Here is a 24,733-nt window from a genome sequence, read left to right as displayed (position 1 = left end):
GGATTAGCCCGCCGGCGGCGGCTCGGCCGGAGCCGGACCCTGTGGTTCGGGCGCTACCGGGGGCGCCCCACCCTCGACCGGCGGGGGCGCGGCCGGGGCCTGGGGAGCGGGCGCTTGGCTCGACGGTGAGGACGGCGCCTGCGACGGCGGCGCCGCCGGCTGCTGGCCGGGGAGGTGCTGATTTCCCGGCGGGATGGTGGGCACCTGCTGCTGCTGCGTCGGCGCGGAGGGCGCCGCGCTGGGTAATTGCACGGGAACCGGCGGGAGGTTGAGCCGCTCCTGCGGGATGTCGGGCGGCGCCAGCGGGGGTTGACCGTTGATCAGCAGCGGCCCCTTGGCGCTGTTGAGCAGGGTGGCCCAGCCGCCGTTGCCCAGCGTGGCGCCGATGCTGCACGCCACCTCGCGGCTACCCGCCGACCAACTGGCCAGCGACACCGTCGGGTAGATCAACGTCAGCGTCGTCGTGCGCAGCTTGATCGGCGCCAGATACGCATCGGTCATCTTGGTGCAGGTGTCTTTGATGAACCCGTCCTGGTCGGGCTCGGCGGGCAGCGCGCCGGGGAACTTCTCGGACAGGTTCACGGTTCCGGTGACTTCCATCGCGTGCGGCGCGGCGCAGTCGACCGGAACGTCGACGGGCTGATTGGTGGCCGGGTCGATGCCCAGGCAGGTGCCGGCCGGCCACACCTTGGACTGGTCGATGTCGGCGACCTTGCCCTTGAACGCGACCTGCTGGTTGTTGGGTCCGGGAAGCTGCAGACCGCACAGCATGCGCCGGTCGCCGGCCTGGCGCCAGGCGCGGTCACCGGACCACAGCATGCTGACGGTGAACTTGCTGTTGGGATCGAACTTGGGACCCAGGTAGCGCTGCACGGCGGGCTCGCACTGTTCCTGGCTGATCTGCTGGATCCGGGCCGGGGACGGGGGGCTGGCGTTGGGGCCATATTCCGAACCGGGGAACGTCCGCATGTCGATCGATGCGGCGACTTCGAACCGGTGGTCGTCGGCGCAGTTGACGATGGAGGCCGATTCCGGCGTGCCATCGGGCCAGTTCAGGCAGCTGCCGCTGGTGGCCCGGTTGAAGGCCGCGTTCGTCTTGCTGTTGGTGCTGGGTACCGGGTTGTTGTCCATGTAGCCGGTCAGCCGGCCGCCGGTGGCGACCTCGGGGATCGCCGTGACGACCCCGGCGATCAGCAGCCCGCCCAACGCGGTGAGCAGCAACGCACGCCTGGTCGCGGTCGCCTGCAGGCCGCGCGGCCAGCGAAATCCGGCCGCCGGCTCGTCCACAGGGGAGACCGGATCGGCGACAGGTAGCGGTTCCTGCTCGGGCGCGTCCAACATCGGCTCCATTCTGACAGGGCCGACAAGGGGGTGTGAAAAATGTTGCAGATGTGAGATCGCGGCCCCTGTTGGCCCTCTGACGCCAGCCCGGGGAACCGCCGAAAGTAATCTTGCGGCCGTGATCGACCTGAAGCTCCTCCGGGACGACCCCGACGCCGTGCGCCGCTCGCAACTGAGCCGCGGTGAGGATCCGGCACTGGTGGATGCGCTGCTGACGGCCGATGCCGCGCGCCGGGCCGCGATATCGACCGCGGACAACCTGCGCGCCGAACAGAAGACCGCCAGCAAGAGCGTGGGCAAGGCATCGGCAGAGGAACGACCGGCGCTGCTGCAGCGGGCTAAAGAACTCGCCGAACAGGTCAAAGCCGCCGAAGCAGAGCAGGCCCAGTCCGAGTCGGCGTTCACTGCCGCGCACATGGCAATCTCGAACGTCGTCCTGGACGGGGTACCAGCCGGCGGAGAAGACGATTACGCCGTGCTGGACGTGGTGGGTGAGCCCGCAACGCTGGACAACCCGAAGGACCACCTGGAACTCGGGGAGTCACTCGGCCTGATCGACATGCAGCGCGGGGCGAAGGTGTCCGGTTCGCGGTTTTACTTCCTGACCGGTCGCGGTGCACTGCTGCAGCTGGGGCTGCTGCAGCTGGCCTTGGGAGTCGCCGTCGACAACGGGTTCATCCCGATGATCCCGCCGGTGCTGGTGCGTCCGGAGGTGATGGCCGGCACCGGTTTCCTGGGTGCCCACGCCGACGAGGTGTACCGGGTGGAGGCCGATGATCTGTACCTGGTCGGCACGTCGGAGGTGCCGTTGGCCGGTTACCACTCCGGCGAGATCCTGGATCTGTCCGGCGGACCGCTGCGCTACGCGGGATGGTCATCGTGCTTCCGGCGGGAGGCTGGCAGCTACGGCAAGGACACCCGCGGCATCATCCGGGTGCACCAGTTCGACAAGATGGAAGGCTTCGTCTACTGCACCCCCGACCAGGCCGAAGTCGAACATGAGCGGCTGCTGGGCTGGCAGCGCGAGATGCTGGCACGCATCGAGGTGCCCTACCGGGTCATCGACGTCGCCGCGGGTGATCTGGGCTCCTCTGCCGCGCGCAAGTTCGACTGCGAGGCGTGGGTTCCGACGCAGCAGGCTTACCGGGAACTGACGTCGACGTCGAACTGCACCACCTTCCAGGCGCGGCGGCTGGGCACCCGCTACCGCGATGCCAACGGCAAGCCGCGGACCGCGGCCACCCTGAACGGAACGCTGGGCACCACCCGGTGGCTGGTTGCGATCCTGGAGAACCACCAGCAGCCCGACGGCAGCGTCCGGGTTCCGCAGGCGTTGGTGCCGTTCGTCGGCACGGAGTTGCTCGAGCCGGTGGGCTGACGCCGCGTCACTTGCGCGCCTGACCCGGGGTGTGCCCGAAGGCCCGGCGGTAGGTGTCGATGAAGGCGCTCGGCGTGGCCCAGCCACAGCGGGCGGCCACCGAGGTGACGTCATGGTGCTCAGCGAGCAGCGCCAGCGCCTGCTGCAGCCGTAACTGAGTGCGCCACTGCGGATACGTCATGGCCAGCTCATCGCTGAACAAGCGAGACAGCGTGCGCTGGCTGACGCCGATGCGGTCGCCGAGTTGCCGCAACGTCAGCGGCTCGGCCAGGTTGTCGGCGATCAACGCGCACGCCTGGCGCAACCGGCTGTCGACCGGTGTGGGCACCCAGAGCGGCTCGCGGATGGCCGTCTTCAGCAACTGGTCGTGCAGCACCGCCAACATCCGGTGGTGCTCGTCGGTGTCGGTGGCGGTGTCGGCTTGCGAGCAAGCGATGAGCAGTTCGCGCACCAACGGGCTGACCACCAGCACGGTCGGAGCGGCCGGCCCGCCGCGATACCGGTCCGGGTCAAGCGCGACGCCATGGAACTGGGTGTGTCCGTGGAACTGGTGTTCATGCCAGCAACCCGCCGGTATCCAGATGGCCCGGTTGGCCGGTGTGATCCAGCTGCCCGCCGGCGTGGTGACCGAGACCGCGCCCGTCGACGGGTAGACGACCTGATGCAACGGATGGCGGTGCCGCTCGATCCGCGCGCCCGGTGGCAGTGACAGCGACGAGGTCACCAGGCCGCGATGGCCGATTTCTGACATATATAGGCAGATTATCGGAAGTCTGCAGGGATGGTGTCGGCATAGCGTCGTCGGTATGGCGATGAACTTGCTTCACCGGATGCGTTGCAGCTCAGCAGGCTGGGAGAAAGCGGTGGCCGACCAGTTGTTGCCGTGGGCGTTGAGCGGGGTGGACCTCGGCCGCGAGACGTTGGAGATCGGACCCGGCTATGGCGCGACGCTGCGGGCGCTGCTCGAGCGGCCCACCTCGCTGACCGCCGTGGAGGTCGACGGCTCGATGGCCGCACGGTTGACCCGACGCTATGGGGACCGGGCGCGTGTCATTCATGGTGACGGCACCGAAACGGGTCTGCCCAGTGATCACTTCACTTCGGTGGTGTGCTTCACGATGCTGCACCACATTCCCACCGCCGTGTTACAGGACCGGCTGTTCGCCGAGGCGTTCCGCGTGCTGCAACCCGGAGGCGCGTTCGCCGGCAGCGACGGTGTGCCCTCGCTGCCCTTCCGGCTGATCCATATCGCCGACACCTACAACCCGATCGCGCCGGACGAACTGCCCGGGCGGCTGGGAGCGGCCGGCTTCACCGACATCCGCGTCGACGTCGCCGGCGGTCGGCAGCGGTGGCGTGCCAGCAAACCCATTGCTGCCTAGGCGTCGACCGTCTGTCGCGGTTGGGCGTGCCGGTGCTGTCGCTCGATGGTGGCGAAGTAGAAGGCGAACGCGAACGCGAAGCTGGTGAACAAGCTCGCGACAAAGTACAACCAGGGCCGGCGCAACCCGCGCCGATAGCCGTCGACGATCGAAAACAGCGGCAACAGAATGACATTGGCGATCGTGTAATCCTGGCTCGCCGAACCGGCGGCCGGATTGGTGAACATCAGCCTGATGTAGTCGGCCCAGCTACCGGGGCCCCAGATCGGATTGGTGGACCCGTGCGCGTACTCGCGGACGAAGCGGATGTTGAAGTACCAGCCCAGCGCGACCGACGCGATGCCGACGACGTAGTAGACCAACTCCAGCGGCGAGAACCAGGCTTGGCCGTCCGGTCGGGCGAACACCTTCGCGTTGGACGCCACAATCCAACTCACCACAGCGATACCGAGCACTGCATGGACGAGAAGCGAAACCATGGGCGAAGTCTCATCCCGGTCTTAAGTTTTGTCAATATTGACACAACCTGCGCGACGGCGGTTTGGGGTACCTTCAAGCCATGGTCCGGCCGGCGCAGACGGTGCGCAGCGAACGCACCCGGGAGGCGCTGCGCCAGGCGGCGCTGGTGCGGTTCCTGGCCCAAGGGGTGGAAGACACATCGGCCGAACAGATCGCCTCCGACGCCGGAGTGTCACTGCGCACCTTCTATCGCCACTTCAGTTCCAAGCACGATCTGTTGTTTGCCGATTACACCGGACTCAACTGGTTTCGCGCCGCGCTGGATGCCCGACCGGCCGATGAACCGATCATCGATTCGGTGCAGTCGGCGATCTTCGCCTTCCCGTACGACGTTGAGGCCGTGGCCAAAATCGCCACCCTGCGCGGTGGCGAGCTGGACCCGGGCCGGATCGTCCGGCACATCCGCGAGGTCCAGGCCGACTTCGCCGACGCGATCCAGGAGCAGCTGCAACGACGTAGCTGCGCGGCGCAGTCAGCACCGGACACGCGGCTGCACTTCACGGTGACCGCACGTTGCATCGCCGCGGCGGTGTTCGGAGCGATGGAAGCCTGGATGCTCGGCAGTGACCGGTCCCTGGGCGAATTGGCGCGGGTGTGTCACGTGGCGCTGGAATCGTTGCGCGGGGGCATCTCCGACACCTGGACCAGCGGCCCAGTTTCGTCATAATTGACAAAACTTTTCCTGCATGCCAGCCTCCAAGGCTGGGAGGTCAACATGTCTGATTTCGATGCCGTGGTGATCGGCGCAGGACATAACGGGCTGGCCGCGGCGCTGCTGCTGCAGCGGGCGGGCCTGCGGACAGTGTGCTTGGAATCCAAGCGCTATGCCGGCGGAATGGCTTCTACCGTCGAGCTTTTCGACGGCTATCACTTCGAGATCGCCGGCTCGGTGCAATTCCCGACCGCCCCGGTGGTCCGGCAGGAGCTCGGTCTGGACACCCTGCCCACGATCGACCTGGACGTGATGTCGGTGGCGTTACGGGGTGTGGGCGATGATCCGATGGTCCAGTACAGCGACCCGATCAAACTGTTCACCCACCTCAACGAGGTGCACGGCGCTGACGCGGTCAACGGCATGGCGGGGCTCATGGCCTGGGCGCAGGCGCCGACCCGGGCCCTGGGCCGATTCGAGGCCGGCGCACCGCCCAAGACGCTCGATGAGATGTACGCCTGCGCGACAAACGAATTCGAGCGCTCGGCCATCACCGAAATGCTGTTCGGTTCGGTCACCGACGTCCTGGACCGCTATCTGCCCGACCGGGAGAAGCACGGCGCGTTGCGCGGATCCATGACCGTACTGGCGGTCAACACTCTGTACCGCGGGCCGGCCACCCCGGGCAGTGCGGCAGCGCTCGCGTTCGGGCTCGGCGTCCCCGACGGGGACACCATGCAGATGAAGAAGTTGCGCGGTGGTATCGGCGCGCTGACCGCACACTTGGCCGACGCCCTGGTCAGCGGCGGTGGGGAGATTCGGTTGCGCACCAAGGTGACCGAGATCCTCGTCGAGGCCGGCAAGGTCAACGGGGTACGCACCGAGGCCGGGGAGACCTTGACCGCTCCCATCGTCATCTCCGCGATCGCGCCTGACGCGACCCTCAACGACCTGATCGACCCCGCGGCGCTGCCCGGCGACGTCCGGGAGCGCTACGCGCGCATCGACCACCGCGGCAGCTACCTGCAGATGCACTTCGCGCTCGAGGAGGCGCCCGCCTTCACTGCGCCGTACGAATCACTGAACGACCCGAGTATGCAGGCATCGATCGGGATCTTCTGCACGCCCGAAGAAGTCCAGCAGCAGTGGGAAGACTGCCGTCGGGGTATCGTGCCGGCCGACCCGACCGTCGTGTTGCAGATTCCCTCGCAGAACGATCCCGGCCTCGCGCCCGCGGGTAAGCACGCCGCCTCGGCGTTCGCGCTGTGGTTCCCGATCGAAGGCAACGCCGACTACGGGCAGGCGAAGATCGATATGGGGCAGCGAGTGATCGACAAGATCACCCGACTGGCACCGAATTTCGCCGGCAGCATCATCCGGCACACCACCTTCACGCCCAAGCACATGGGTGTCATGTTCGGCGCTCCCGGCGGTGACTACTGCCACGGTCTGTTCCACTCGGACCAGATCGGACCCAACCGGCCCGGCCCGAAAGGCTTTCTCGGCCAACCCCTTCCGATCGAAGGTCTCTACCTGGGCAGCGCCGGCTGCCATGGCGGCCCAGGCATCACGTTCATTCCCGGATACAACGCCGGCCGGGCGGCGCTGGCGCACGCGTGAACGCTAGCGCCGCTGGCTGAGCAGTTCGTCGAGCAGCGCGACGAAGTCGTCCGGTCGCGCCGGCGTGCAGGCCGGCTGCGGACGCGCCCCGGGCACCTCGAAGGTGATGATCGTCGACTTGAACGGCCGGTACAGATCCAGGGGCAGCCAGCGCCGCAAATCCGGGCGGCCCCAGATGTTGAACCGGCCCGTGAACCAGCCCAGCGGTTCGGCCTTATAACCGCGGATCTGGTCCAGAGGAATGACCATGGCAGTGCCGGATGGAAAGTGGTAGCGGCACAGGTTGACCGCGAAGCGGTCCAACTGAACGACGCCGTCGTCGTAGGTTTGCGGCGCCCTCACGCCCGGTTGCTCCGGAGCTCATGTCCGCGCGTGGTGAGGCAGCGCCCGTCTTCCAAGCGCCATTGCCAGCCATGCAGATTGCAGGTCAAGGTATCGCCTTCGACCACACCGAATTTCGACAAGTCCGCTTTCAGGTGTGGGCAGCGACGCTGAATCTCCCACCCGTCCAAGGTGATGGTCGCGGCGTCGTCGTGTGTTTCGGCGAACCAACCGTCGGCGTAGGCGATGCGTTCGTCGCTCAGGCACTTGAAGAAGGTGTACAGGTATTCGTTGTAGCCGCCGACTCGCCAGGCCTTGAATCGGGTGGACAAGAATATGGTGTTGACCCAGTCGGGTTCGTCGTCGCGCAACACGGTTCGTACCAGCTCGGGTGCGATCTCGAATCCGTAGCGCACCTTCTCGTCGGGAATTCGTTCGCGCACAGCCCGTTTCGGAAAGTCAAGGATGACGCTTTCTGGTCCGATGACCAATTCGACCGGGTAGCCGATGCCGTCGCAGATCTCGTTGCTCTGCAACATGATCGGTTCGAACAATGCGCGCAGCGGCTCCAGCAGCGGTTCACCGGTAGCCGGTGCCCAGCCGGCCTTCTCCGCCGCCAGCACCGGTGCCATGCGCTCGGCGTAGTCGGCGATGTAGGCGGCCTTGCCGGTAGTGAAGATGGCTTCGACCTGGTCCTCGGGCATGGGGTGGTCCAGCGAGTTCAGCGTCGACCCGGTGAAATCGGCGGTCGACCCGGGGATGAGCAACAGGCCGCGGTCGTGCCCGTGCGCGCGCATCTGAGCCAGGAACACCATCTGGTCGGGAAAGATGTTGGCCGGATCGTTGCAGTCGTCGTTGAGATGGCGCAATTGCGGGTCTAGGAAGCACGGCGGACCCGCCGAGGGCACCACCCAGGTGGCCCCGACTTGGCCGATGTATTGCCGGGCGCGGTCCATCTGTCGCTGCCGCTTCTGGGTGGCGAATGACGTCTTGGCGCGTTCGGGCATGTCGTAGACCATCGGGTACCAGATCGCCCCGGAGTACTGCAGCAGGTGCACGTCGATGTGTCCGAAGTCGGCGGCCAACACGTCCAGCTCGACGGGCCGCGCGTCGTTCATGTTGAACACCGTCGTCGTGCCGTCGGAGACCACCAGCGCCGAGTCACCGATCGGCCCGTCGGCCGGGGCGCGCAGCGCGATGATCATGATCTCGAGATCGCCTTTTGGCCCGCTCAGCTCGTGCTTAACCGAATCGGTGGTCTCGTAGAAGCGGTGGAAACCCAGCTTCTCCAACTCGACTCGCAGATCGGGCACCGGAAAGTCCGGGAGCAGGACGACAGCGTCCTTGTTGACGTGCGCCGCCAGATGCTTGGCGTCGAAGTGGTCCTTGTGCAGATGCGAGACGTAGAGGTAATCGCAGTCACCCAGTGCGTCCCAATCCAGGGTGCTGTTGTCCGGGAAGGGGAACCAGGAGGCGAAGTACGCCGGGTTGACCCAGGGGTCGCACAGAATGCTGCCCGCCTGGGTCTGAATCAGAAAGCCGGCGTGGCCGACGCTGGTGACCTGCACAAATACCTTTCTCAGGACCGCTTCTGCTCCCGCTTGTGCAGCGCGAAGCACAGCTCCGAGCTTAGCTCGGGTGCGCATCCTCGGCGTCCCATAGCCGACGGTAGTAGTCCAGGCGCGTCGGGTCTGGGCGCGCTCCGTAGGCGGCGAAGAATTCAGTTTCCCATTGTCGCCCCGGGTAGTTCCACTGCAGGGACAACGTTGCTATGGCGAGGTCGGACCACCGGTCGGCCACCCCCAACGAGCCGAAGTCCACGTGGCCGCAGCAGTTGCCGTCGGAGTCGATGAGCGTGTTCGGTGCGCAGGCGTCGCCATGGCAGACCACTAACCGATCAACCGGCGGCGGGTGGCCCAGCCGCGCCCGCGCCGTCGGCGTCAGGTGCGCAAGCCGGCTGCCCGCCGACCAGTCGAACGGGCAGGACTGCACCGGCAAGCTGTCGTGCAGTGTGCGCAAACCCGCGCCGATCGCGCGTACCGCCGCACGGGGTGCGGTCAGCCAGCGCGGGTGTACCGCGGACAGGCCAGGCAGCCCGCGGGTGCGCAACCACGCCCAGCCATCGTCGACGCCGACACCCAGGACATCCGGAACCGCCGCATACGCCGTCGCCCAGCGCAACCGGCGCGCTTCGTCGGCGAAGTCGGTGGCCGCCGCCGCGGGGGCCACTTTGACGAACTCGGCACCGGAGTCCACCCGGTAGGTGACGCCGCCGAGTTCGTTGACCCACACCGCGCGCACCGGCCGGGCACCAGCAAGCCGGCGGACCACCGCGGGGGTCGGAGGCGGCGAGGACGGGAAGGACAAACCACTCCTCTCTTCACCACTTCAGGCGGCTGACAGGTAAGAGCACTAGGCTGAACAGCTGTGGAACCGGTATACGCGACTGTCATTCAGCTTGCTCGCCTGATCTTTCGCATCCAGGGGCTGAAGATCACCGTCACCGGGGTGGAGAACCTTCCTGCCAGCGGCGGCGGTGTCATCGCGATCAACCACACCGGGTACCTCGACTTCACCCTTGCCGGTTTGCCCAGCTACCGGCAGGGGCTGGGCCGCAAGGTGCGGTTCATGGCCAAGCAAGAGGTCTTCGACCACAAGGTCACCGGCCCGATCATGCGCAGCCTGCGTCACATTCCGGTGGACCGGGAAGACGGCGCTGCCTCCTACACCGCCGCGGTCGAGATGCTCAAAGCCGGTGAGTTCGTCGGCGTATATCCCGAGGCCACCATCAGCCGCAGCTTCGAGATCAAAGAGTTCAAGTCCGGCGCGGCCCGGATGGCGGTCGAGGCTCAGGTGCCGATCATCCCCCACATCATCTGGGGTGCGCAGCGGATCTGGACCAAGGGCCACCCGAAGAAGCTGTTCCGGCCCAAGGTGCCGATCGTGATTGTGGTCGGCGAGCCGATCGAGCCGACGCTGCCGGTACCGGAGTTGAGCGCCTTGTTGCATTCGCGCATGCAGCATCTGCTGGAGCGTGCGCAAGAGCAGTACGGACCGCATCCGGCGGGTGAGTTCTGGGTGCCACACCGGCTCGGCGGCGGCGCTCCTTCGCTAGCCGAGGCTGCCCGCATGGACGCCGAGGATTCCGCCGCGCGAGCGGCACGCCGCGACGAGCGAGCACATCCCGCGGGCGCCCCGGAGTGACCCGTGGAGCCGACCTATCGCACCCTCGAGATCCTGGCCAAGCTGCTGGTCTGGGCCACCGGAACTCGGATCACTTTCGGCGGGACGGAAAACATTCCCGCTGAGGGTGGGGCGGTGGTGGCGATCAACCACACCAGCTATGTCGATTGGTTGCCGGCCGCGCTGGCCATACGACGTGGAAATCGCCGGATCCGCTTCATGATCAAGGCCGAGATGCAGCGGGTGAAGATCGTGAACTTCCTGATCAAGCGGACCCGCACCATCCCCGTCGACCGGGACGCCGGAGCCGCCGCCTATGCGGTCGCCGTGCAGCGGCTCCGCGAAGGGGAGTTGGTCGGGGTCTACCCGGAGGCCACCATCAGCCGCAGCTTCGAGCTCAAGGAGTTCAAGACGGGTGCGGCGCGCATGGCCGGGGAAGCCGACGTCCCGATCGTGCCGCTGATCGTCTGGGGAGCTCAACGCATCTGGACCAAGGGCCAGCCCCGCCATGTTGGTCGGGCCAAGGTGCCGGTCGCGGTGCAAGTCGGCCCGCCGTTACGGGCCGCCCAGGACATCGGGGCGACCAACCAGGTGCTCCGCGAGTCGATGACCTCGCTACTGCACCAGATCCAACAGCATTACCCGCATCCCGCGGGCGAGTACTGGGTGCCGCGCCGGCTTGGCGGCGGCGCCCCGACTGTGGCGCAAGCGGCTCGGATGGACGCGGAGGAGGCGGCGGCCAGGGCCGCGCACCATATCCCGCGCGAGTCGCGGCAAAGAAGGAGAAACTGAAGACATGGCCGAGCCATTTTTTCGAATGATGGAGTTCCTCGTTCCGTCCGTCGTCGCACTCAACGGGAACAAGATCACCTACCGCGGCCTGGAGAACATCCCTGCGCGCGGCGGCGCCCTGATCGCGCTCAACCACACCAGCTATGTGGACTGGATTCCGGCATCGCTGGCCGCCCTGGAACGCAAACGGCGGCTGCGCTTCATGATCAAGGCCGAGATGCAGGACGTGAAGGCGGTCAACTACGTCATCAAGCACACCCAGCTGATCCCGGTGGACCGCACCACGGGGTCGGAAGCCTTCGGGGTTGCGGTGCAGCGCTTGCGCGAGGGTGAGTTGGTCGGACTGCATCCGGAGGCGACGATCAGCCGCAGCTACGAGCTTCGGGAATTCAAGACGGGCGCCGCCCGGATGGCGTTGGAGGCGCAGGTGCCACTCATCCCCATGATTGTCTGGGGGGCGCACCGCATTTGGCCGAAGGACCATCCAAAGCAGTTGTGGCGCACCAAGATTCCGATTTCGGTGGCGATCGGAACACCACTGCGGCCAGAGGGCGACGCCCAGCACCTCAATGCTGTGCTGCGCCAGTCGATGAAGGCGATGCTCTACCAGGTGCAAGAGGAGTACCCACACCCGCAGGGGGCGTACTGGGTTCCGCGGCGCCTCGGTGGCAGTGCGCCGACGCCGGACGAGTCCAGGGAGTTTCGCATCGCCGAACTGGCCGAGCGGATGCAGAAGCGAGGATATGACGGCGTGACCTCGCCGCGGCCCGATGGAAGCGAACGGCGCTGACGACTTTCTGTAACTGCCGAAGCGCATCGTCTTGACCGATCCGATCCCGACGCCGGCCTCGTCGTCTCGCCGGCCGGCGCTCATTGCCACCGACGTCGACGGCACGCTGCTGGATGAAGCCGAGAAGGTGACACCGCGCACCCGTGCTGCGGTGCGGGCTGCGGTCGCCGACGGTACCCAGTTCATCCTGGCTACCGGGCGCCCGCCGCGCTGGATCCGCCCGGTTGTCGACGCCCTCGGGTTCGCGCCGATGGCCGTGTGTGCCAACGGCGCGGTTATCTACGATCCCGCGCAGGACCGGGTGGTGTCCGCGCGGATGCTGTCGGTGGAGACGCTGGCGGCACTGGCGGAGTTGACGGCGCGGGTTCTTCCTGGTGCCGGCCTGGCGGTGGAGCGAATCGGCGAGCGTGCGCACGACGCGGCGACTCCGCAGTTCGTCAGCTCACCGGGATACGAGCACGCCTGGCTCAACCCGGACAACACCGAGGTCTCCATCGAGGACCTGTTGAGCACGCCGGCGATCAAGCTGCTGATCCGCCAGTCCGGGGCCGCCAGTGGAGACATGGCGGCCGAACTGGCCAAACACCTCAACGGTGAAGGCGACATCACCTACTCGACCAACAACGGTCTGGTGGAGATAGTCCCGCGGGGCATCAGCAAGGCCACCGGCGTGCGGCAACTGGCCGAACCGCTCGGGATCACCGATGCCGGCGTGATCGCCTTCGGCGATATGCCCAACGATGTGCCGATGCTCACGCACGCCGGTTTAGGCGTGGCGATGGGCAACGCGCATCCGGAGGCGGTGGCGGCAGCCAACGAGGTGACCGCCCCCAACACCGACGACGGTGTGGCCCGCGTGCTGGAACGCTGGTGGTCCTAACGTCTTTTGGCGACGATGTGGGAGACTGCCCGCGTGCGCGCGTTTCGGCCCATGGATAGTCGCCGTCGTATAGCTGGTGTCGCCGCGCGCGGTGACCTGACCGGACCGGAGGACGAGTAGTGGGGTCCGAGGACAATCCGCCGGAGAGCGGCCCGCCGGAGGACGACTCGGCAAAGGAGCGGCCCGAAGGCACGCCGTCGGTGCCTCCCGAGGACGAAGCCAAATCGGGCAAACCGGAGCCGTCCAAACCAGAGCCGTCCGAACCGGAGAAAGCCACGCCGGACAACCCCACCAAGCGTCGGATGTCGGGCAGCGTCAAGTATCAGGACGCCGCGTCGACGCGGCCCAAACCGCCAACGCCGGCCGAGCTGCGGGCGCGCCAGAAGTACGAAGACAAGCAACGGGAGCTCGAGGAAGCCCGGCTCGCCGCCGAGGAGAAGCGGCGCCATCAAAAGCGGGTCCTGATGGGTGCGGCGGCGGCCGTCGGGGTGGTGGGTGTCGTCGCGGGGCTTGGCTATTGGTTGCTGACCCCGCACAACACCGTCGCCCAGTGTGTGCGCGACGATCCCAATGGCCAGCCGGTCATCGTCCCGGACAGCTACTGCACCGGCCACACCCCCGGGCTCAACGGGTTCTTCTTCTTCGGCGGGCACCAGTACCGCTACTACTACGGCAGCTCCGGCTCGATCGGTTCCCGCCCGATCGGCGGCACCACCGTCGCTCCCAAAAGCGGAAGCATCACCACGAAGTCGGGTAGCACGATCTCGCGCGGCGGCCTGGGCGGTAGCGGCGGCAAGGGCAGCGGCGGGAGCAGCGGGTCGTGAAGCGCGGCAGATCTGAGCCGCGACCGAATTGGCGGTCCATTGTCGAATCGCAAGGACTGGTCTACGGGACACCGGCTCGCGATGCGCGCGGCGGGGCTCGACCGTATTGGGACGAGTCGGTCTATTACGAGTTCGCGATGGACGAGATCCTGGCTTTGGAAGCCGATGTCGAGCTGCTGCATTCGATGTGCCTGAACGCCGTTGAGCAAGTGGTTCTGATGGAGCGCTACGCGGATTTCGGTCTGCCGGAATGGACTTGGCCGCACGTCGCCGAATCCTGGCGCCGCTCCGATCCACATGTGTACGGCCGCTTCGACTTACGCTATGACGGGCGGCGGCCGGCGGTGCTGCTGGAGTACAACGCCGATACGCCCACCACCTTGCTCGAGGCGGCGATCCTGCAGTGGTATTGGCTCAAGGACAAATTCCCTGAAGACGACCAATGGAACTCGCTGCACGAACAGCTGGTGGACCGTTGGTCGAAGGTGCGGGATATGTTGCCCAGCAACAAACTTCACTTCACCTGGTCAGGCATCGAAGCGACGGGCGAAGACCAGATCACGACGACCTACATGCAAGAGACCGCAGCCGAAGCCGGTTTCGAGACCGTCGGATTGGTGATCGAGGACGTCGGGTGGGATTCCGCCCTGGAACGGTTCGTCGATCTGGAAGAGTCCGAGATGCACGCCATCTTCAAGCTGCACCCGTGGGAATGGGTGCTCGATGACCGGTTCGGTAAGCATGTGGTGTCCAGCCTGCCGCAGACGATGTGGATCGAACCGCTGTGGAAGACACTGCTTTCCAACAAGGCGATCCTGGCCGTGTTGTGGGAGATGTATCCCGGGCATCCAAACCTGTTGCCCGCGTACATCGATGACCCGCACGAGCTCACTGAGTATGTGCGTAAGCCCAAATTGGGCCGGGAAGGCGCGAACGTCACCGTCGTCGGCGCCGGGATGGAGACCGCAACGGGCGGGGTCTACGGCGAAGAGGGCTTTGTCTACCAATTGCTGGACCCGTTGCCGGAATTCGACGACATGCGCCCCGCCTTGGGCGCGTGGATCGTCGGAGATTCGTCCGCCGGCTTAGGTATTCGTGAGACGGCCGGACTGATCACCGATGACGGCGCAGCCTTTGTTCCACACCGAATCCCTCTGAAATGAAGCGACTGAACGGAGTTCATCGATGACGACAACCATTGTGGCGCTGCATTCGGACTACTGGGGCTGGCTGGGTCGCGGGGTGGGCGCGGTTGTCCTGTACGCGATCCTGGGATTGGTGCTGATGATGGTCGGGTTTTACGCCATTGACCTGACCACGCCGGGACCGCTGCGCAAAATGGTGAACGCCGGTAAGCCCAACGCCATCATCGTGGCCGCCGCGGGCATGGTCAGCATGGCGCTGATCGTGGTGCTGGCGATCTACTCGTCGTCGGGGAAGCTGGGGGAGGGCCTGCTGGCATCGGCGGTCTTCGGACTGGTCGGTATCGCCGCGCAAGTGGTGATGATGCGCATTGCGACGGTAGCTATCGGACTCGACATGCACCAGTTGTTCGATTCCGACGAGTACAACTATGAGTCGTTGATGGTGGCCGCGGCGCAGTTCGCGCTCGGGATTGTGGTGGCTGTCGCGATTCTGTAGGGGCGCGGGCGTTGTCGGTGGGGCGACGTATCATTCGAACATGCGTTCGGATCGGGAGAGTGTTGTCGGGGTGCTTGACCGGCTCGATGCTGTCACCGACGACCTGCTAAGCCTGTCGTGTGCGGAGTTGACGGTTCCGGAGTTGATGCGGGTGGTGCTGCGCTTGGAGCGGGTCGCGCGCCGGCTGCCCGCAGCGCAGCACGCGGTGCTCAATCTGCTTGCCGAACAAGCCGATCCAGCCCAGCTGGGCGGCAGACTGCCCTCGGTGTTGGCCAACAGACTGCACCTGACCCGAGCCGGGGCCAACCGGCGCCTGGCCGAGGCCGCTGACCTTGGCGAGCGCCACACCCTGACCGGACAAACCCTGGCGCCTTATCTCAGCGCCACCGCCGAAGCCCAACGTGACGGCCGAATCGGTGACGGTCACGTGCGGGTCATCCGGGATTTCGTCAAGCACCTGCCGGCCCATGTGGATGTGGAGACGCAGGAGAAGGCCGAAGAACATCTGGCGCGGTTGGCCGGTCAGTACCGGCCAGACCAGTTGGCCAAACTCGCCGAACGCCTGATGGACTGCCTGCACCCGGACGGGGACTACACCGACGACGACCGCGCGCGCCGCCGCGGAGTCACGCTGGGTAAGCAAGACGTCGATGGCATGTCGCGGCTGAGCGGCTATCTGACTCCCGAAGCCCGCGCCACCCTAGAAGCGGTACTGGCGAAGCTGGCCGCACCGGGCATGTGCAACCCCGACGACCAGACCCCGTGTGTGGCGGGGGCGCCGTCGGAAGACGCGATCCGGCACGACGTGCGCTCGGCCGCTCAACGTAACCACGACGGGATGCTGGCGGCGTGTCGGGCGCTGCTGTGCAGCGGTGAGCTGGGCCAGCACAACGGCCTACCGGCGTCCATTGTGGTCACCACCACCCTGCGGGAGTTAGAGGCAGCGGCCGGCACAGGCTTGACCGGCGGGGGCACCCTGCTGCCCATGTCCGAGGTGATCCGGCTGTCCCGCCACGCCCACCACTACCTGGCCATCTTCGACCACGGCAACGCCCTAGCGCTGTATCACACCAAACGCCTAGCCTCCCCCGCCCAACGCATCGTGCTGTACGCCAAAGACCGCGGCTGCACCGCCCCCGGCTGCGACGTCACCGGCTACTACTGCGAAGTCCACCACGTCATCCCCTACGCGCAATCCCGCACCACCGACATCAACCAACTCACCCTGGCCTGCGGCGGCCACCACCCCCTGGCCGAACAGGGCTACACCACCCGCACCAACACCCAAGGCGACACCGAATGGATCCCCCCACCACACCTGGACCACGGGCAACCCCGCACCAACACCTACCACCAACTTGTCTAATGCGTGCAGGGAATCAGGTCTGCAGCCATGATTCCTAGGTGATGACCGGTCAAGGCTCGACCTTCCACTGTCGCCTGCTGGCTGACTCCGGGGTGGCTTGCCGGCCGGTCACCACCGCCTCAGGCAAGGAGTGGCTGAAGAGAGGCCTGCGTAGCCGAAAGTTGGTGTGCCCTCCTTGCTTCCAAATTGAGTTCATGAAGAAGGGTTGGTGCTCTTTCGGTGACGACAAATACTCACCTCCGCCGGGTAGTGATTGCCGTTGATCCTCACAAGGGGTCATGGACCGCTGCCGCTGTCGATGCCGCTTTGGTTCCTTTGGCCACCATTCGCGTCCCAGTTAGCCGCGATGGTTACCGGACGCTGCGGCGTTTTGCTCGTCGATGGCCCCACGCAGACTGGGCTATCGAAGGAGCCCCTGGTCTCGGGGCGCCGCTGACCACGCGGCTGCACGCAGAGGGCATCGAGGTCCTTGACGTGCCAGCCAAGCTCGCTGCACGGGTCCGGCTGCTGTCGAGCGGCCACGGCCGCAAAAATGACAATGCCGACGCACTATCAGTGGGTATCGCGGCGCTCACATCGCACGCGCTCAACAGCGCCCAGAACACCGCGGAGACCACGGCACTGCGTGCGATCGTCGAGCATCGCGATGACCTGGTCAAGGTTCGCACTCAGACCATCAACCGACTCCACGTCGTACTGACAAAGCTGGTTCTCGCCGGCGCCGGGCGCAACCTGACCGCAGACCAGGCTGCTGGACTCCTGCGCGCTGCTCGACCTCGCCACCCCGCCTCGAAAGCGTTGCGTAACCTGGCGCTCGATCTGATCAGCGAGGTGCGTCAGCTCGATCGCCGGATCACCAAAGCCACCAATGACATTGATGGCGCAGTCACCGCCACCGGCACCAACCTGACTCAACTAGCAGGCATCGGAGCCCTCACCGCAGGCAAAATCCTCGCGCGGGTTGGAGACATTACCCGTTTCCGCTCGGCGGCCGCCTTCGCCAGCTACACCGGCACCGCTCCCATCGAAGCCTCCTCCGGCGATGTGGTCCGCCACCGGCTATCCCGGGCAGGCGACCGCCAGCTCAACTACTGCCTGCACGTCATGGCGTTGACCCAGATCCGGCGCCCATCCCCAGGCAAGACCTACTACCTGCGCAAACGTTCGGAAGGAAAAAGCCGCAAAGAAGCCATGCGCTGCCTCAAACGGCGCCTATCTGACGTTGTCTACCGCCAATTACAGCGCGAAGCTCCCAGATTCAGGGCTGACCCGGCGGGACACATGGGGGCGGCTCAGAAGTCCCGCGCGGCCGGCTAAAACCCCAACACCGACGCTTCGGACTAAGTCACTCAACCGGGCCAGCTAACAACCACCATATAACCGAACCACCACACCATTGACACAGAGAGGCGCCACCCCGAGAACGTGCTCACGGAGGAGGATCCCTAGCGCCGCAGAACTATTCGTTGCTCGGCGACGCCTACCCCGCTACGCGGCCGGGGTGATCGCGTGGGCCAGCTGTTGCGGGATGTAGTTGACCAGCAGCGGGATCAATCCGGAGAACGGCGTGCCGAAGATGGGTACGTCGAAGTCGGTAGCGAGCGTTGGAATCCCAAGAACAGGGAAACTAGGCACGTGCACCGTCGCGGTGACCGGATGGGGTGGGACGAGGAGCCCGTCAAACGGCAGATGCAGGTCAATCGATATCGACGGTGGGCCGATAGGAAGATTGTTCGGCAACACGATGCTTTGGGTGACCAGCGTTTGGGCGTTGAGGAAGCCGTCCAACGTCGCCGCCGGGGCGTCGATGAATGCGCCGAGCGCCCCGAGAAGGTTGCCGCTCGCCAAGGCCTGTTCAATATTGGTCGCGCTGAGCGCCAGCGCTCCCAGCGCCGAGAACGGCGCTCCCGCCGATGCGTAGGCGGCGACCAAGGGTAATCCGAAGAAGGCGCTGAGGCTGCCGCCCGCCAGGTTGGTCAGCGGTAGCGCCAGAGTGGCCGAAATGCTGGGATTGGTAAGGGTATTCAGCACGTTGGTGAAGTTCTGCGCGATCTGGCGCGGGATGGACGGCGGCATGAGGCTCGTCAGGAACTGAGCCTCTTGTCCCGGGAGGTTCATGATCGTGAACAGATCACCCAGCGGGCCGAGCAAGCGGGGATTCACTGTGGCAGTGATCGTGGCAAAACCCGCCGTGCCGAACGTCACGTTGCCCGGGTCGAACCCGGTGACCAGCAGGTTGGCGTAGGCCCGCGCCACGTCAACGACCGCGCCGTAATAGTTACCCGTCAGGAGCGTCCCGAAGGCCTGCTGCAGGCCCGCACCAAACGCGGGCAGGCCGGGCAGCAGGGTCGCGATCCCGTCGCTGACCGCGTTGGCGAAGGCCTGGGCAAAGCCGATTTGTGTGGTGATGAATTGCTGTGCGTAGAAGGCTGCCGGGAAGTTGGCCAGAGTCTGGATGTTCGCCTGGATGGTCGCCGGCAGGTTAGCCAACAGCAGCGGCGCGTTCTGGAAAGTACTGGCGAAACCCGTGGCGATCTGCTGCCCGTAGCCCAGCTGATTGGCCAGGAACTGGCGCAGGAACGGGAACGGGTCAGCGCCCCAGGCATTGCCGAGTGCCTGCAGGTTGGTCACCGTGTTGACGATCAACCGCTGGTACGCGCCTGGGATCAGGATGTCGGCGGCAGCAGCGGCCGGCGAGGCCGCCACGCCAGACAGCAGTGTTTGAGCGGGTGCGTTCACCGCACTCATGACGTTTTGTTGGGCGTTGGCGATCTCGGTAGCCACATACGCCGCCGCCGAACCGTTCAACAGCCTGACGAACTCGCTATGGAACGCCGCCGCCTGCGCATTGACCGCTTGAAATTCTTCGCCGAAGCTGCCGAATACCTGAGCGATCGCCAGCGAGACCTCGTCGGCGGCCGCCGCGGCGACACCGGTGGTGCCTCTTGCTGCCGCCGCGGTCGCCTGCCCCAGATTGGAGCCGAGACCGGCCAGGTTCTCGGCCGCGGCCGTAACCAGCTGCGGTGTGGTGGCCAAGAATGACACGGCCATCTCCCGTCATATTCGAAAATTTGTCAGGGCAATTCGAGCCTACTGTGACGGGGGCCACATCCGCCGGAAATCCCGCTACTCGGCGTCAAAGTCCCCGTACCGACCGGGGCGCAACCGTGCCACCGACCAACGCCGCGGCGTCAAGCGTGTGCGGACGATAGGGCAGCGTCGGTAACCGGGCTGACATGACCGACACCGGGTCCAGCACCCGACGCCCCGACAGCCCCGACAGAAAAGCCCACTCGTGCTCGTCACTGCCGAAATACACCACGTCGTCGAAGGTCTGTTGGAACCGCCGCCACGACCAGCGCAATGACTCGTTGCGCCACAGCGTCGGGCAGCCGGCCTGGCCGACCACCACACCGCCGATGTCGCGGCACTTGTGCAAGAACTCGGTGTCGTAGAGGCGGTTGTGCTGGCTCGGCTCGACCCGCTCGTCGGGCAGGTCGACCACCACGATGTCGTAGGGCTCAGCGCACCGGTCGACGAAATCCCAGCCGTCGCAGTAGTGCACACGCACCGGCCCTGCTCCGTTTTCCGCGGCCCGCAGTTCGGCCGGCGTGTAACCGTAGGGCAGATGCTCCGCACACAACCGCACGGCCTCGCGGTCGATGTCGACGTGGTCGACGCGCGTCGCACCGGCGGCCACCGCGATCTGGCTCACCACACCTTCACCGGAGCCGATCACGAGCACCCGCTCGATCTTGTCCGCCAACAGCAACGCGGGTACCAGCAATGCCTCGTGGTAGACCAGCTGGCTGAACTCGGTGCTCTGGCGCTCATCGTCACTGAACAGCGCGATGCCTTGCTCGGTGCGGCCGATCACCAGATGCTGGTAGTCGGTGCGCACGTCGCAGATGACCTCGCTGAGCCGCCAGGTGCGGGTCAGCCCGGGCGCCAGTGGCTCGACGATGTCCATGCCGACCGGCCCGCCGACGAAATGCGTTGGTAGCGGCGGGATCCCATTAAAACCGACCGATGCATAGCTGGCCGTGTAGGCACCCGCATCCTCGATCCGAACCGCGTCACCCGGGCGCAGCGTGACCGGCAACGGATACCGTTGATACAGCACGTCGTCGCCGTCACACGTCGGTCCGGCGACCACGGCGTCGGCCAGCGCGTCGTCGGCGCGGGCGGTCCGCAACCGGTAGCGGATGTACTCGTTCTCCGTTTCCGCCAGACCGCCATAGCGCCCGATGTCCAGATACACCCAGCGCCGGCCATCGGTGCCGGGGCGGACTGCGACGACTTCGCTGAAGATGGTGCCCGCTGCGCCCACGATCGCCCGGCCCGGCTCGATGACCACGCTCGGGGGATCCGCGCCGAAATGCCGCCCGATCGCGGCCATGATCGTGGCTGCGATGACCTCGAGTTCCGGCCCGCCGGCGGCGTACGGCAACGGGAACCCACCGCCGATATTGAGCACCGAAAGACTACCGAAGCCGGCGAATACCTCTGCTGCAGCATGGATTCCGACGTTCCAGGCGGACGGGTCGAGCTGCTGCGAGCCGACGTGGAAGCACAGCCCCTCCGGTCGCAACCCCAGCTCGCGCGCTTTCTGCAACAGCCCGACGGCCGCGTCGGGGGGGCAGCCGAACTTGTGCCCGAACGGCGTCACCGACACCGGAAACACCGGAGCCACACGGCATTCCACGACCGCCCCGGGCGCGTGCTCGGCGATCCGGGCCAGCCCGTCCTCGGTGTCGAAGGCGAACCGGCGCACCCCCCGGGCATACGCGTGGGCTATCGCGGCCGGCTTCTGAATCGGATTGCCGAATGCCAGGGCGCCACCGGCGATGCCGGCCCGCACGCACGCGTCCACCTCCCCGGACGAGGCGGCGTCGAATGCGGTGCCCGCCTCCGCCAGCAGGCGCAGAATGGGCTGCGCCGGATTCGCCTTGACCGCGTAGCGGATTTCGGCGTTGGGGAGGACGGTGCGCAATCCCTCAACCGCCACCCGCACCCGGTCGAGGTCGATGGTCAGGTAGGGCGTCTGAGGCACACCTGCAGACTAGTTCGGTGGATGCGCGGGCAGGGAGAAGTGTTCGGGCGGCACGTTGGGGCCGCTGGGGGCCTGGGTGGACAGGGGTGTGCTGATCCCGTCCACCACTTCGGTGACGTTTCCGGTGAGCCGCTCGAAGTTCAACGTTCCATGCTGGAAGTTCTGCGAAATCCGTAGCGGTTCTTGGATCTCGGCGCTGGTGGGCAAGCCCAGCGGTCCGCGCTCGTAGCTCTGTGACGCCCAGGCGTCATAGAGCGCCCCGGTCACCGGCTCGGCGCCGATCCCAGGCGCCCAGTACATCGCGCCCTTGGCGAACGTGGCATATCGCGCTCCGCCTGCGGCGTCGAGTTCCGGCGAGGTCGGAGCCCCGAGCACGCTGCCCATGCCGCCGATCTGTTGCCAGTGCTCATAGATCGCGCCGCCCTCGAGCGCCTTGATCAGCTCTTCCGGCGGATCGTTGAAATGCGATGCGATGTCTCGGATTTCATCCATCAGCGCATAGGCGGCATTGCCCGGGCAATCGGTGTTGCCGACGTCGCGGTGGGTGAATATGGTGGGCAACTTCGCTATCGCCCCGGCCGGGAATGTGGTGTAGGAGCCACCCACCGACTCCAGCTCCACCGTGCCCTTGGGATCGACGTCGTCCATGCCCAGCCGCCAACCGAGCAATCGGCCGACGGTACGCAGCTGGATCGGGGTGGGCGCCACGTCGTCGAAGTTGCCGAGCATGGCCACGCCCCAGGTCTCCCGGTTGAAGCCGCCGGTATGGAAGGCCTCGACGGGTTTCGTCAGGCCGCCGGCACTGCCCTCGAACACCTGGCCGTACTTGTCGACCAGCGCGTTGTAGGCGATGTCGCACCAGCCCAGCGTCTTGCTGTGGTAGGTGTAGATCGCTTTGACGATGCCCGCGGATTCCAGCGGCGAATAGTCGTTGCTTCCCGCGGTGTGGTGCACCACCCCCGCACGCACGCCCCGGTCGTATTGCGGTGTGCCGCAGCGTAAGGATTCGTCGGCGCCCCACTCCGCCCGGCTGATGATGGGCGGTGCCTGGCCGGGCATGTTGACTCCGGTCGGCGGGGTCCAATGCGTTTCTACCGGCGCTTGCGGCGGCGAGATGAGGATCGCCGAGATGTTCTGCCCGAACGGCTGTTCTTTCGTCACCGGGCGGTAACCCAGGTTGCCGGTGTCCGGCTTCGGGGGCGGCGGGGGCGGGGACTGGGTCACCGGCGCGTCGATCGGGCGAGTGACCGCGATCTGCACGGTGGTGGTGGTGCCGACGAACACCGGATCGGTGCTGCGCGGTCCGGAGCCGGGCTGACCGCCGTCGGGCGCGGCGGTTTCGTATTCGGCTTGGTACCAGGGTCCCCACGAACCGTCGGGCCGCTTGGCCCGGACCCGGGTCGACGTACCGGCCAGGTCGCCGGTCAGTGCGATGAGGGAGAACGGGGCGTTCTGCGTCAGCTCCCGAACCGTGACACCGCCACCCAGTCCGACCAGCGGCTGTTCGGCGAGCTGGGTTTCGGCGGGGTGAGGCAGCTGATGGTTGTCGTCAGCGGGGCGGTACAGCACCGACGCGACGATGACAACCGTCGCCGCAATAGCGGTGACCAGCATCGTCGGTGCGCGGTTGCGGGACGGCACCAGGCGATGTTACGTGTGTGTCTAATGTTTCCGATGGGACGACACGGTACTTAAGTGGAGAAACCTGTCGACGACACCGCAGGCAACCCTGCGGTGTCGTCAGGTGACAGGCTTTGTCAGACCGGGGGGAGCGCCGGAGCGGGCGCCGGGACCGCAGCCGCGGCCGCGGGCAGCGCGGCCGCACCGGGTACCGCCGCCGGCAGCGCCGGGACGCCGGGTACCGCCGCCGGGACTCCGGGCACGGCCGCCGCGCCGGGCAGTGCCGGCACCCCGGGAACCGCCGCCGGCAGGGCCGGAGCGGCCGCGGCCGGTGCACCCGCGGCGCCGCCGTTTTGCACCCCTTGCATGATCGCCGGCATCACCAGGCCCTTGAGCAGGTCGATGGCCTGACTGGCGCCCAACTGGTTGGCCGCCTGCATCAGGTCGTTGACCAGCCCGCCGCCGCCGCCGGATCCGCCCGAGCCACCGCCGCCGGTGCCCACCGGGCTGACCGGCCCCAGGCCGGTGCCGCCGCCCAGCGACGGGTCACCCAGGATGGGATAGGTGCCGTCGGCGCCGGGGTCCAACGCCGCAGGTGCGGTGATCGGAACCTCACCCGTGCCGGCCGCCGGGCTCACGCCTGCCGGACTGGTCAACCCGGGAGCGGCTCCGGTCGGACTGGTGAGCGCGGGGTTGGGCAGCCCGGGAGTGGTGGCCGCTCCGGGCGTGGGAGACGGCAGCCCGCCTCCGGGCGAGGCCAACGCGCCGGGCGTCGTGGGCGTCAGACCGGGCAGAGCGGGACTGGTCAGACCGGGGCTCGCCAGGCCGGGGCTGGTCAATCCGGGACTGGCGAGGCCAGGGCTGGTCAACCCGGGGCTGGCCAACCCAGGGGTCGTCGCGCCCAGGCCAGGGGTGCCCAGGCCGGTGCTGGCGCCGCCCGCACCGCCCAACGCGGGCACCGGTGGCAGGTTGACCCCGAACTGCGACAGTCCTTGCGACAGTGCGCCGATCAGTTCACCGGGCAGGTCGCTCATCAACGCCGCCTGTTTGAACTCGTGGTGCTGCGGCGGTGGATTCGAACTCGTCGATTCGTAGACAAGGAAGTAGGCACATGGACTCGCGACTGCCAGGGCGGCGACCGCGCTCATGGCTGTCGAAAGCTTGCGTCGGCGTCGGTTCGGCACGGAAGTCTCCTCAATCTGGATTAGGCGGTGCGTCGGCTCACGCCGATCTCGACCTTCGAGTGCACGGCAGGAAACCCACACGGTTGATGGTACGAGTGAGAATGGTGTGACTAGAGTGATGAGATCGAATCGTGAGGCAATCGCGACGTCAGTGGTTCATAGGTGTGACGTTCCGCTGATGTCGCCA

The 24,733-nt window shown here is 66.5% G+C and carries 23 protein-coding genes; 13 read left to right on the top strand and 10 right to left on the bottom strand.

The features are described from left to right. Nucleotides 1-3: 3 nt before the first annotated feature. Nucleotides 4-1,341 (bottom strand): septum formation family protein, encoded by a 1,338-nt coding sequence (locus I2456_RS27585; protein WP_139823141.1) that lies wholly within the window; start codon nucleotides 1,339-1,341, stop codon nucleotides 4-6. Nucleotides 1,342-1,459: 118 nt separating this feature from the next. Here I2456_RS27585 and serS point away from each other — a divergent pair, with 118 nt between their 5' ends. Then, on the top strand, nucleotides 1,460-2,719 hold the full coding sequence (gene serS, locus I2456_RS27580) for a serine--tRNA ligase (RefSeq protein ID WP_085074057.1): 1,260 nt from the start codon (nucleotides 1,460-1,462) through the stop codon (nucleotides 2,717-2,719). 7 nt (nucleotides 2,720-2,726) lie between these two features. Here serS and I2456_RS27575 read toward each other — a convergent pair whose 3' ends face one another. Beyond that, nucleotides 2,727-3,470: an AraC family transcriptional regulator gene (locus I2456_RS27575; RefSeq protein ID WP_068034084.1), complete on the bottom strand. Its 744-nt coding sequence runs from the start codon at nucleotides 3,468-3,470 to the stop codon at nucleotides 2,727-2,729. A 55-nt stretch (nucleotides 3,471-3,525) separates the two neighbouring features. On the opposite strand from I2456_RS27575, the gene I2456_RS27570 reads away from it, so the two are divergent. Further along, complete coding sequence (locus tag I2456_RS27570) at nucleotides 3,526-4,101, top strand: class I SAM-dependent methyltransferase (RefSeq protein ID WP_068158105.1); 576 nt, start codon at nucleotides 3,526-3,528, stop codon at nucleotides 4,099-4,101. On the opposite strand, the gene I2456_RS27565 is transcribed toward I2456_RS27570, so the two are convergent. Beyond that, complete coding sequence (locus tag I2456_RS27565) at nucleotides 4,098-4,580, bottom strand: DUF2834 domain-containing protein (RefSeq protein ID WP_085074058.1); 483 nt, start codon at nucleotides 4,578-4,580, stop codon at nucleotides 4,098-4,100. The genes I2456_RS27570 and I2456_RS27565 overlap by 4 nt on opposite strands. Before the next feature lie 80 nt (nucleotides 4,581-4,660). Between I2456_RS27565 and I2456_RS27560 the strand changes: the two genes are divergently transcribed. Then, nucleotides 4,661-5,287 (top strand): TetR/AcrR family transcriptional regulator, encoded by a 627-nt coding sequence (locus I2456_RS27560; RefSeq protein ID WP_085074066.1) that lies wholly within the window; start codon nucleotides 4,661-4,663, stop codon nucleotides 5,285-5,287. Between the two features lie 48 nt (nucleotides 5,288-5,335). After that, nucleotides 5,336-6,892, top strand: a complete 1,557-nt coding sequence (locus tag I2456_RS27555; protein ID WP_068158165.1) for a phytoene desaturase family protein — start codon at nucleotides 5,336-5,338, stop codon at nucleotides 6,890-6,892. A gap of 3 nt (nucleotides 6,893-6,895) precedes the next feature. Here I2456_RS27555 and I2456_RS27550 read toward each other — a convergent pair whose 3' ends face one another. The 3 genes from I2456_RS27550 to I2456_RS27540 all read right to left on the bottom strand — a co-directional run bounded on the left by I2456_RS27550 (nucleotide 6,896) and on the right by I2456_RS27540 (nucleotide 9,580). After that, on the bottom strand, nucleotides 6,896-7,234 hold the full coding sequence (locus I2456_RS27550) for a hypothetical protein (protein WP_068034092.1): 339 nt from the start codon (nucleotides 7,232-7,234) through the stop codon (nucleotides 6,896-6,898). Further along, entirely contained in the window at nucleotides 7,231-8,781 is a 1,551-nt protein-coding gene (locus I2456_RS27545; protein WP_085074059.1) for an MBL fold metallo-hydrolase, read from the bottom strand. Before I2456_RS27545 ends, I2456_RS27550 begins: the two co-directional genes overlap by 4 nt. A gap of 61 nt (nucleotides 8,782-8,842) precedes the next feature. Then, nucleotides 8,843-9,580, bottom strand: coding sequence for a phosphotransferase (locus I2456_RS27540; RefSeq protein WP_085074060.1), 738 nt, complete (start codon nucleotides 9,578-9,580; stop codon nucleotides 8,843-8,845). A gap of 60 nt (nucleotides 9,581-9,640) precedes the next feature. On the opposite strand from I2456_RS27540, the gene I2456_RS27535 reads away from it, so the two are divergent. From I2456_RS27535 to I2456_RS27495, 9 genes are all read left to right on the top strand, one after another. Then, on the top strand, nucleotides 9,641-10,417 hold the full coding sequence (locus I2456_RS27535; protein WP_068034095.1) for a lysophospholipid acyltransferase family protein: 777 nt from the start codon (nucleotides 9,641-9,643) through the stop codon (nucleotides 10,415-10,417). Nucleotides 10,418-10,420: 3 nt separating this feature from the next. Continuing rightward, entirely contained in the window at nucleotides 10,421-11,188 is a 768-nt protein-coding gene (locus tag I2456_RS27530; RefSeq protein ID WP_085074061.1) for a lysophospholipid acyltransferase family protein, read from the top strand. A 4-nt stretch (nucleotides 11,189-11,192) separates the two neighbouring features. Beyond that, complete coding sequence (locus I2456_RS27525) at nucleotides 11,193-11,978, top strand: lysophospholipid acyltransferase family protein (RefSeq protein ID WP_068034099.1); 786 nt, start codon at nucleotides 11,193-11,195, stop codon at nucleotides 11,976-11,978. Nucleotides 11,979-12,021: 43 nt separating this feature from the next. Then, entirely contained in the window at nucleotides 12,022-12,858 is an 837-nt protein-coding gene (locus tag I2456_RS27520) for an HAD family hydrolase (RefSeq protein ID WP_139823142.1), read from the top strand. Between the two features lie 119 nt (nucleotides 12,859-12,977). Continuing rightward, on the top strand, nucleotides 12,978-13,682 hold the full coding sequence (locus I2456_RS27515; RefSeq protein ID WP_085074063.1) for a superantigen-like protein SSL4: 705 nt from the start codon (nucleotides 12,978-12,980) through the stop codon (nucleotides 13,680-13,682). Continuing rightward, the gene (locus I2456_RS27510) at nucleotides 13,679-14,845 is read left to right on the top strand and encodes a glutathionylspermidine synthase family protein (protein WP_085074064.1); all 1,167 of its coding nucleotides are present in this window, start codon (nucleotides 13,679-13,681) and stop codon (nucleotides 14,843-14,845) included. The genes I2456_RS27515 and I2456_RS27510 overlap by 4 nt, the downstream gene beginning before the upstream one ends. A gap of 22 nt (nucleotides 14,846-14,867) precedes the next feature. Continuing rightward, on the top strand, nucleotides 14,868-15,323 hold the full coding sequence (locus I2456_RS27505) for a DUF350 domain-containing protein (protein ID WP_068034105.1): 456 nt from the start codon (nucleotides 14,868-14,870) through the stop codon (nucleotides 15,321-15,323). Between the two features lie 40 nt (nucleotides 15,324-15,363). Then, complete coding sequence (locus I2456_RS27500) at nucleotides 15,364-16,689, top strand: HNH endonuclease signature motif containing protein (protein WP_205880192.1); 1,326 nt, start codon at nucleotides 15,364-15,366, stop codon at nucleotides 16,687-16,689. A gap of 219 nt (nucleotides 16,690-16,908) precedes the next feature. Next, the gene (locus tag I2456_RS27495) at nucleotides 16,909-18,006 is read left to right on the top strand and encodes an IS110 family RNA-guided transposase (RefSeq protein ID WP_085072901.1); all 1,098 of its coding nucleotides are present in this window, start codon (nucleotides 16,909-16,911) and stop codon (nucleotides 18,004-18,006) included. Between the two features lie 171 nt (nucleotides 18,007-18,177). Here I2456_RS27495 and I2456_RS27490 read toward each other — a convergent pair whose 3' ends face one another. The 4 genes from I2456_RS27490 to I2456_RS27470 all read right to left on the bottom strand — a co-directional run bounded on the left by I2456_RS27490 (nucleotide 18,178) and on the right by I2456_RS27470 (nucleotide 24,546). Beyond that, entirely contained in the window at nucleotides 18,178-19,740 is a 1,563-nt protein-coding gene (locus I2456_RS27490; protein ID WP_241007817.1) for a PE family protein, read from the bottom strand. An 85-nt stretch (nucleotides 19,741-19,825) separates the two neighbouring features. Beyond that, on the bottom strand, nucleotides 19,826-21,742 hold the full coding sequence (locus I2456_RS28840) for a spermine/spermidine synthase domain-containing protein (RefSeq protein WP_241007816.1): 1,917 nt from the start codon (nucleotides 21,740-21,742) through the stop codon (nucleotides 19,826-19,828). Between the two features lie 9 nt (nucleotides 21,743-21,751). Further along, complete coding sequence (locus I2456_RS27475; protein ID WP_186246589.1) at nucleotides 21,752-23,383, bottom strand: LGFP repeat-containing protein; 1,632 nt, start codon at nucleotides 23,381-23,383, stop codon at nucleotides 21,752-21,754. Between the two features lie 116 nt (nucleotides 23,384-23,499). Beyond that, nucleotides 23,500-24,546 carry a PirG gene (locus I2456_RS27470; protein ID WP_139823245.1) on the bottom strand — a complete coding sequence of 349 codons (1,047 nt, stop codon included), beginning with the start codon at nucleotides 24,544-24,546 and terminating at the stop codon, nucleotides 23,500-23,502. Nucleotides 24,547-24,733 lie beyond the last annotated feature (187 nt).

Origin of the sequence: Mycobacterium kubicae, from assembly GCF_015689175.1 — a bacterium.
Taxonomy (GTDB): domain Bacteria; phylum Actinomycetota; class Actinomycetes; order Mycobacteriales; family Mycobacteriaceae; genus Mycobacterium; species Mycobacterium kubicae.
Note: the sequence above shows the minus strand (reverse complement) of the source record. Positions and strands in the feature narration are given on the sequence as shown.

Excerpts from the sequence above, each read along its gene's own strand:
- I2456_RS27585 (WP_139823141.1), bottom strand. The coding sequence starts at position 1,341 with ATGTTGGACGCGCCCGAGCAGGAACCGCTACCTGTCGCCGATCCGGTC.
- I2456_RS27575 (WP_068034084.1), bottom strand. The coding sequence starts at position 3,470 with ATGTCAGAAATCGGCCATCGCGGCCTGGTGACCTCGTCGCTGTCACTG.
- I2456_RS27570 (WP_068158105.1), top strand. The coding sequence starts at position 3,526 with ATGGCGATGAACTTGCTTCACCGGATGCGTTGCAGCTCAGCAGGCTGG.
- I2456_RS27565 (WP_085074058.1), bottom strand. The coding sequence starts at position 4,580 with ATGGTTTCGCTTCTCGTCCATGCAGTGCTCGGTATCGCTGTGGTGAGT.
- I2456_RS27560 (WP_085074066.1), top strand. The coding sequence starts at position 4,661 with ATGGTCCGGCCGGCGCAGACGGTGCGCAGCGAACGCACCCGGGAGGCG.
- I2456_RS27555 (WP_068158165.1), top strand. The coding sequence starts at position 5,336 with ATGTCTGATTTCGATGCCGTGGTGATCGGCGCAGGACATAACGGGCTG.
- I2456_RS27525 (WP_068034099.1), top strand. The coding sequence starts at position 11,193 with ATGGCCGAGCCATTTTTTCGAATGATGGAGTTCCTCGTTCCGTCCGTC.
- I2456_RS27505 (WP_068034105.1), top strand. The coding sequence starts at position 14,868 with ATGACGACAACCATTGTGGCGCTGCATTCGGACTACTGGGGCTGGCTG.
- I2456_RS27500 (WP_205880192.1), top strand. The coding sequence starts at position 15,364 with ATGCGTTCGGATCGGGAGAGTGTTGTCGGGGTGCTTGACCGGCTCGAT.
- I2456_RS27490 (WP_241007817.1), bottom strand. The coding sequence starts at position 19,740 with ATGGCCGTGTCATTCTTGGCCACCACACCGCAGCTGGTTACGGCCGCG.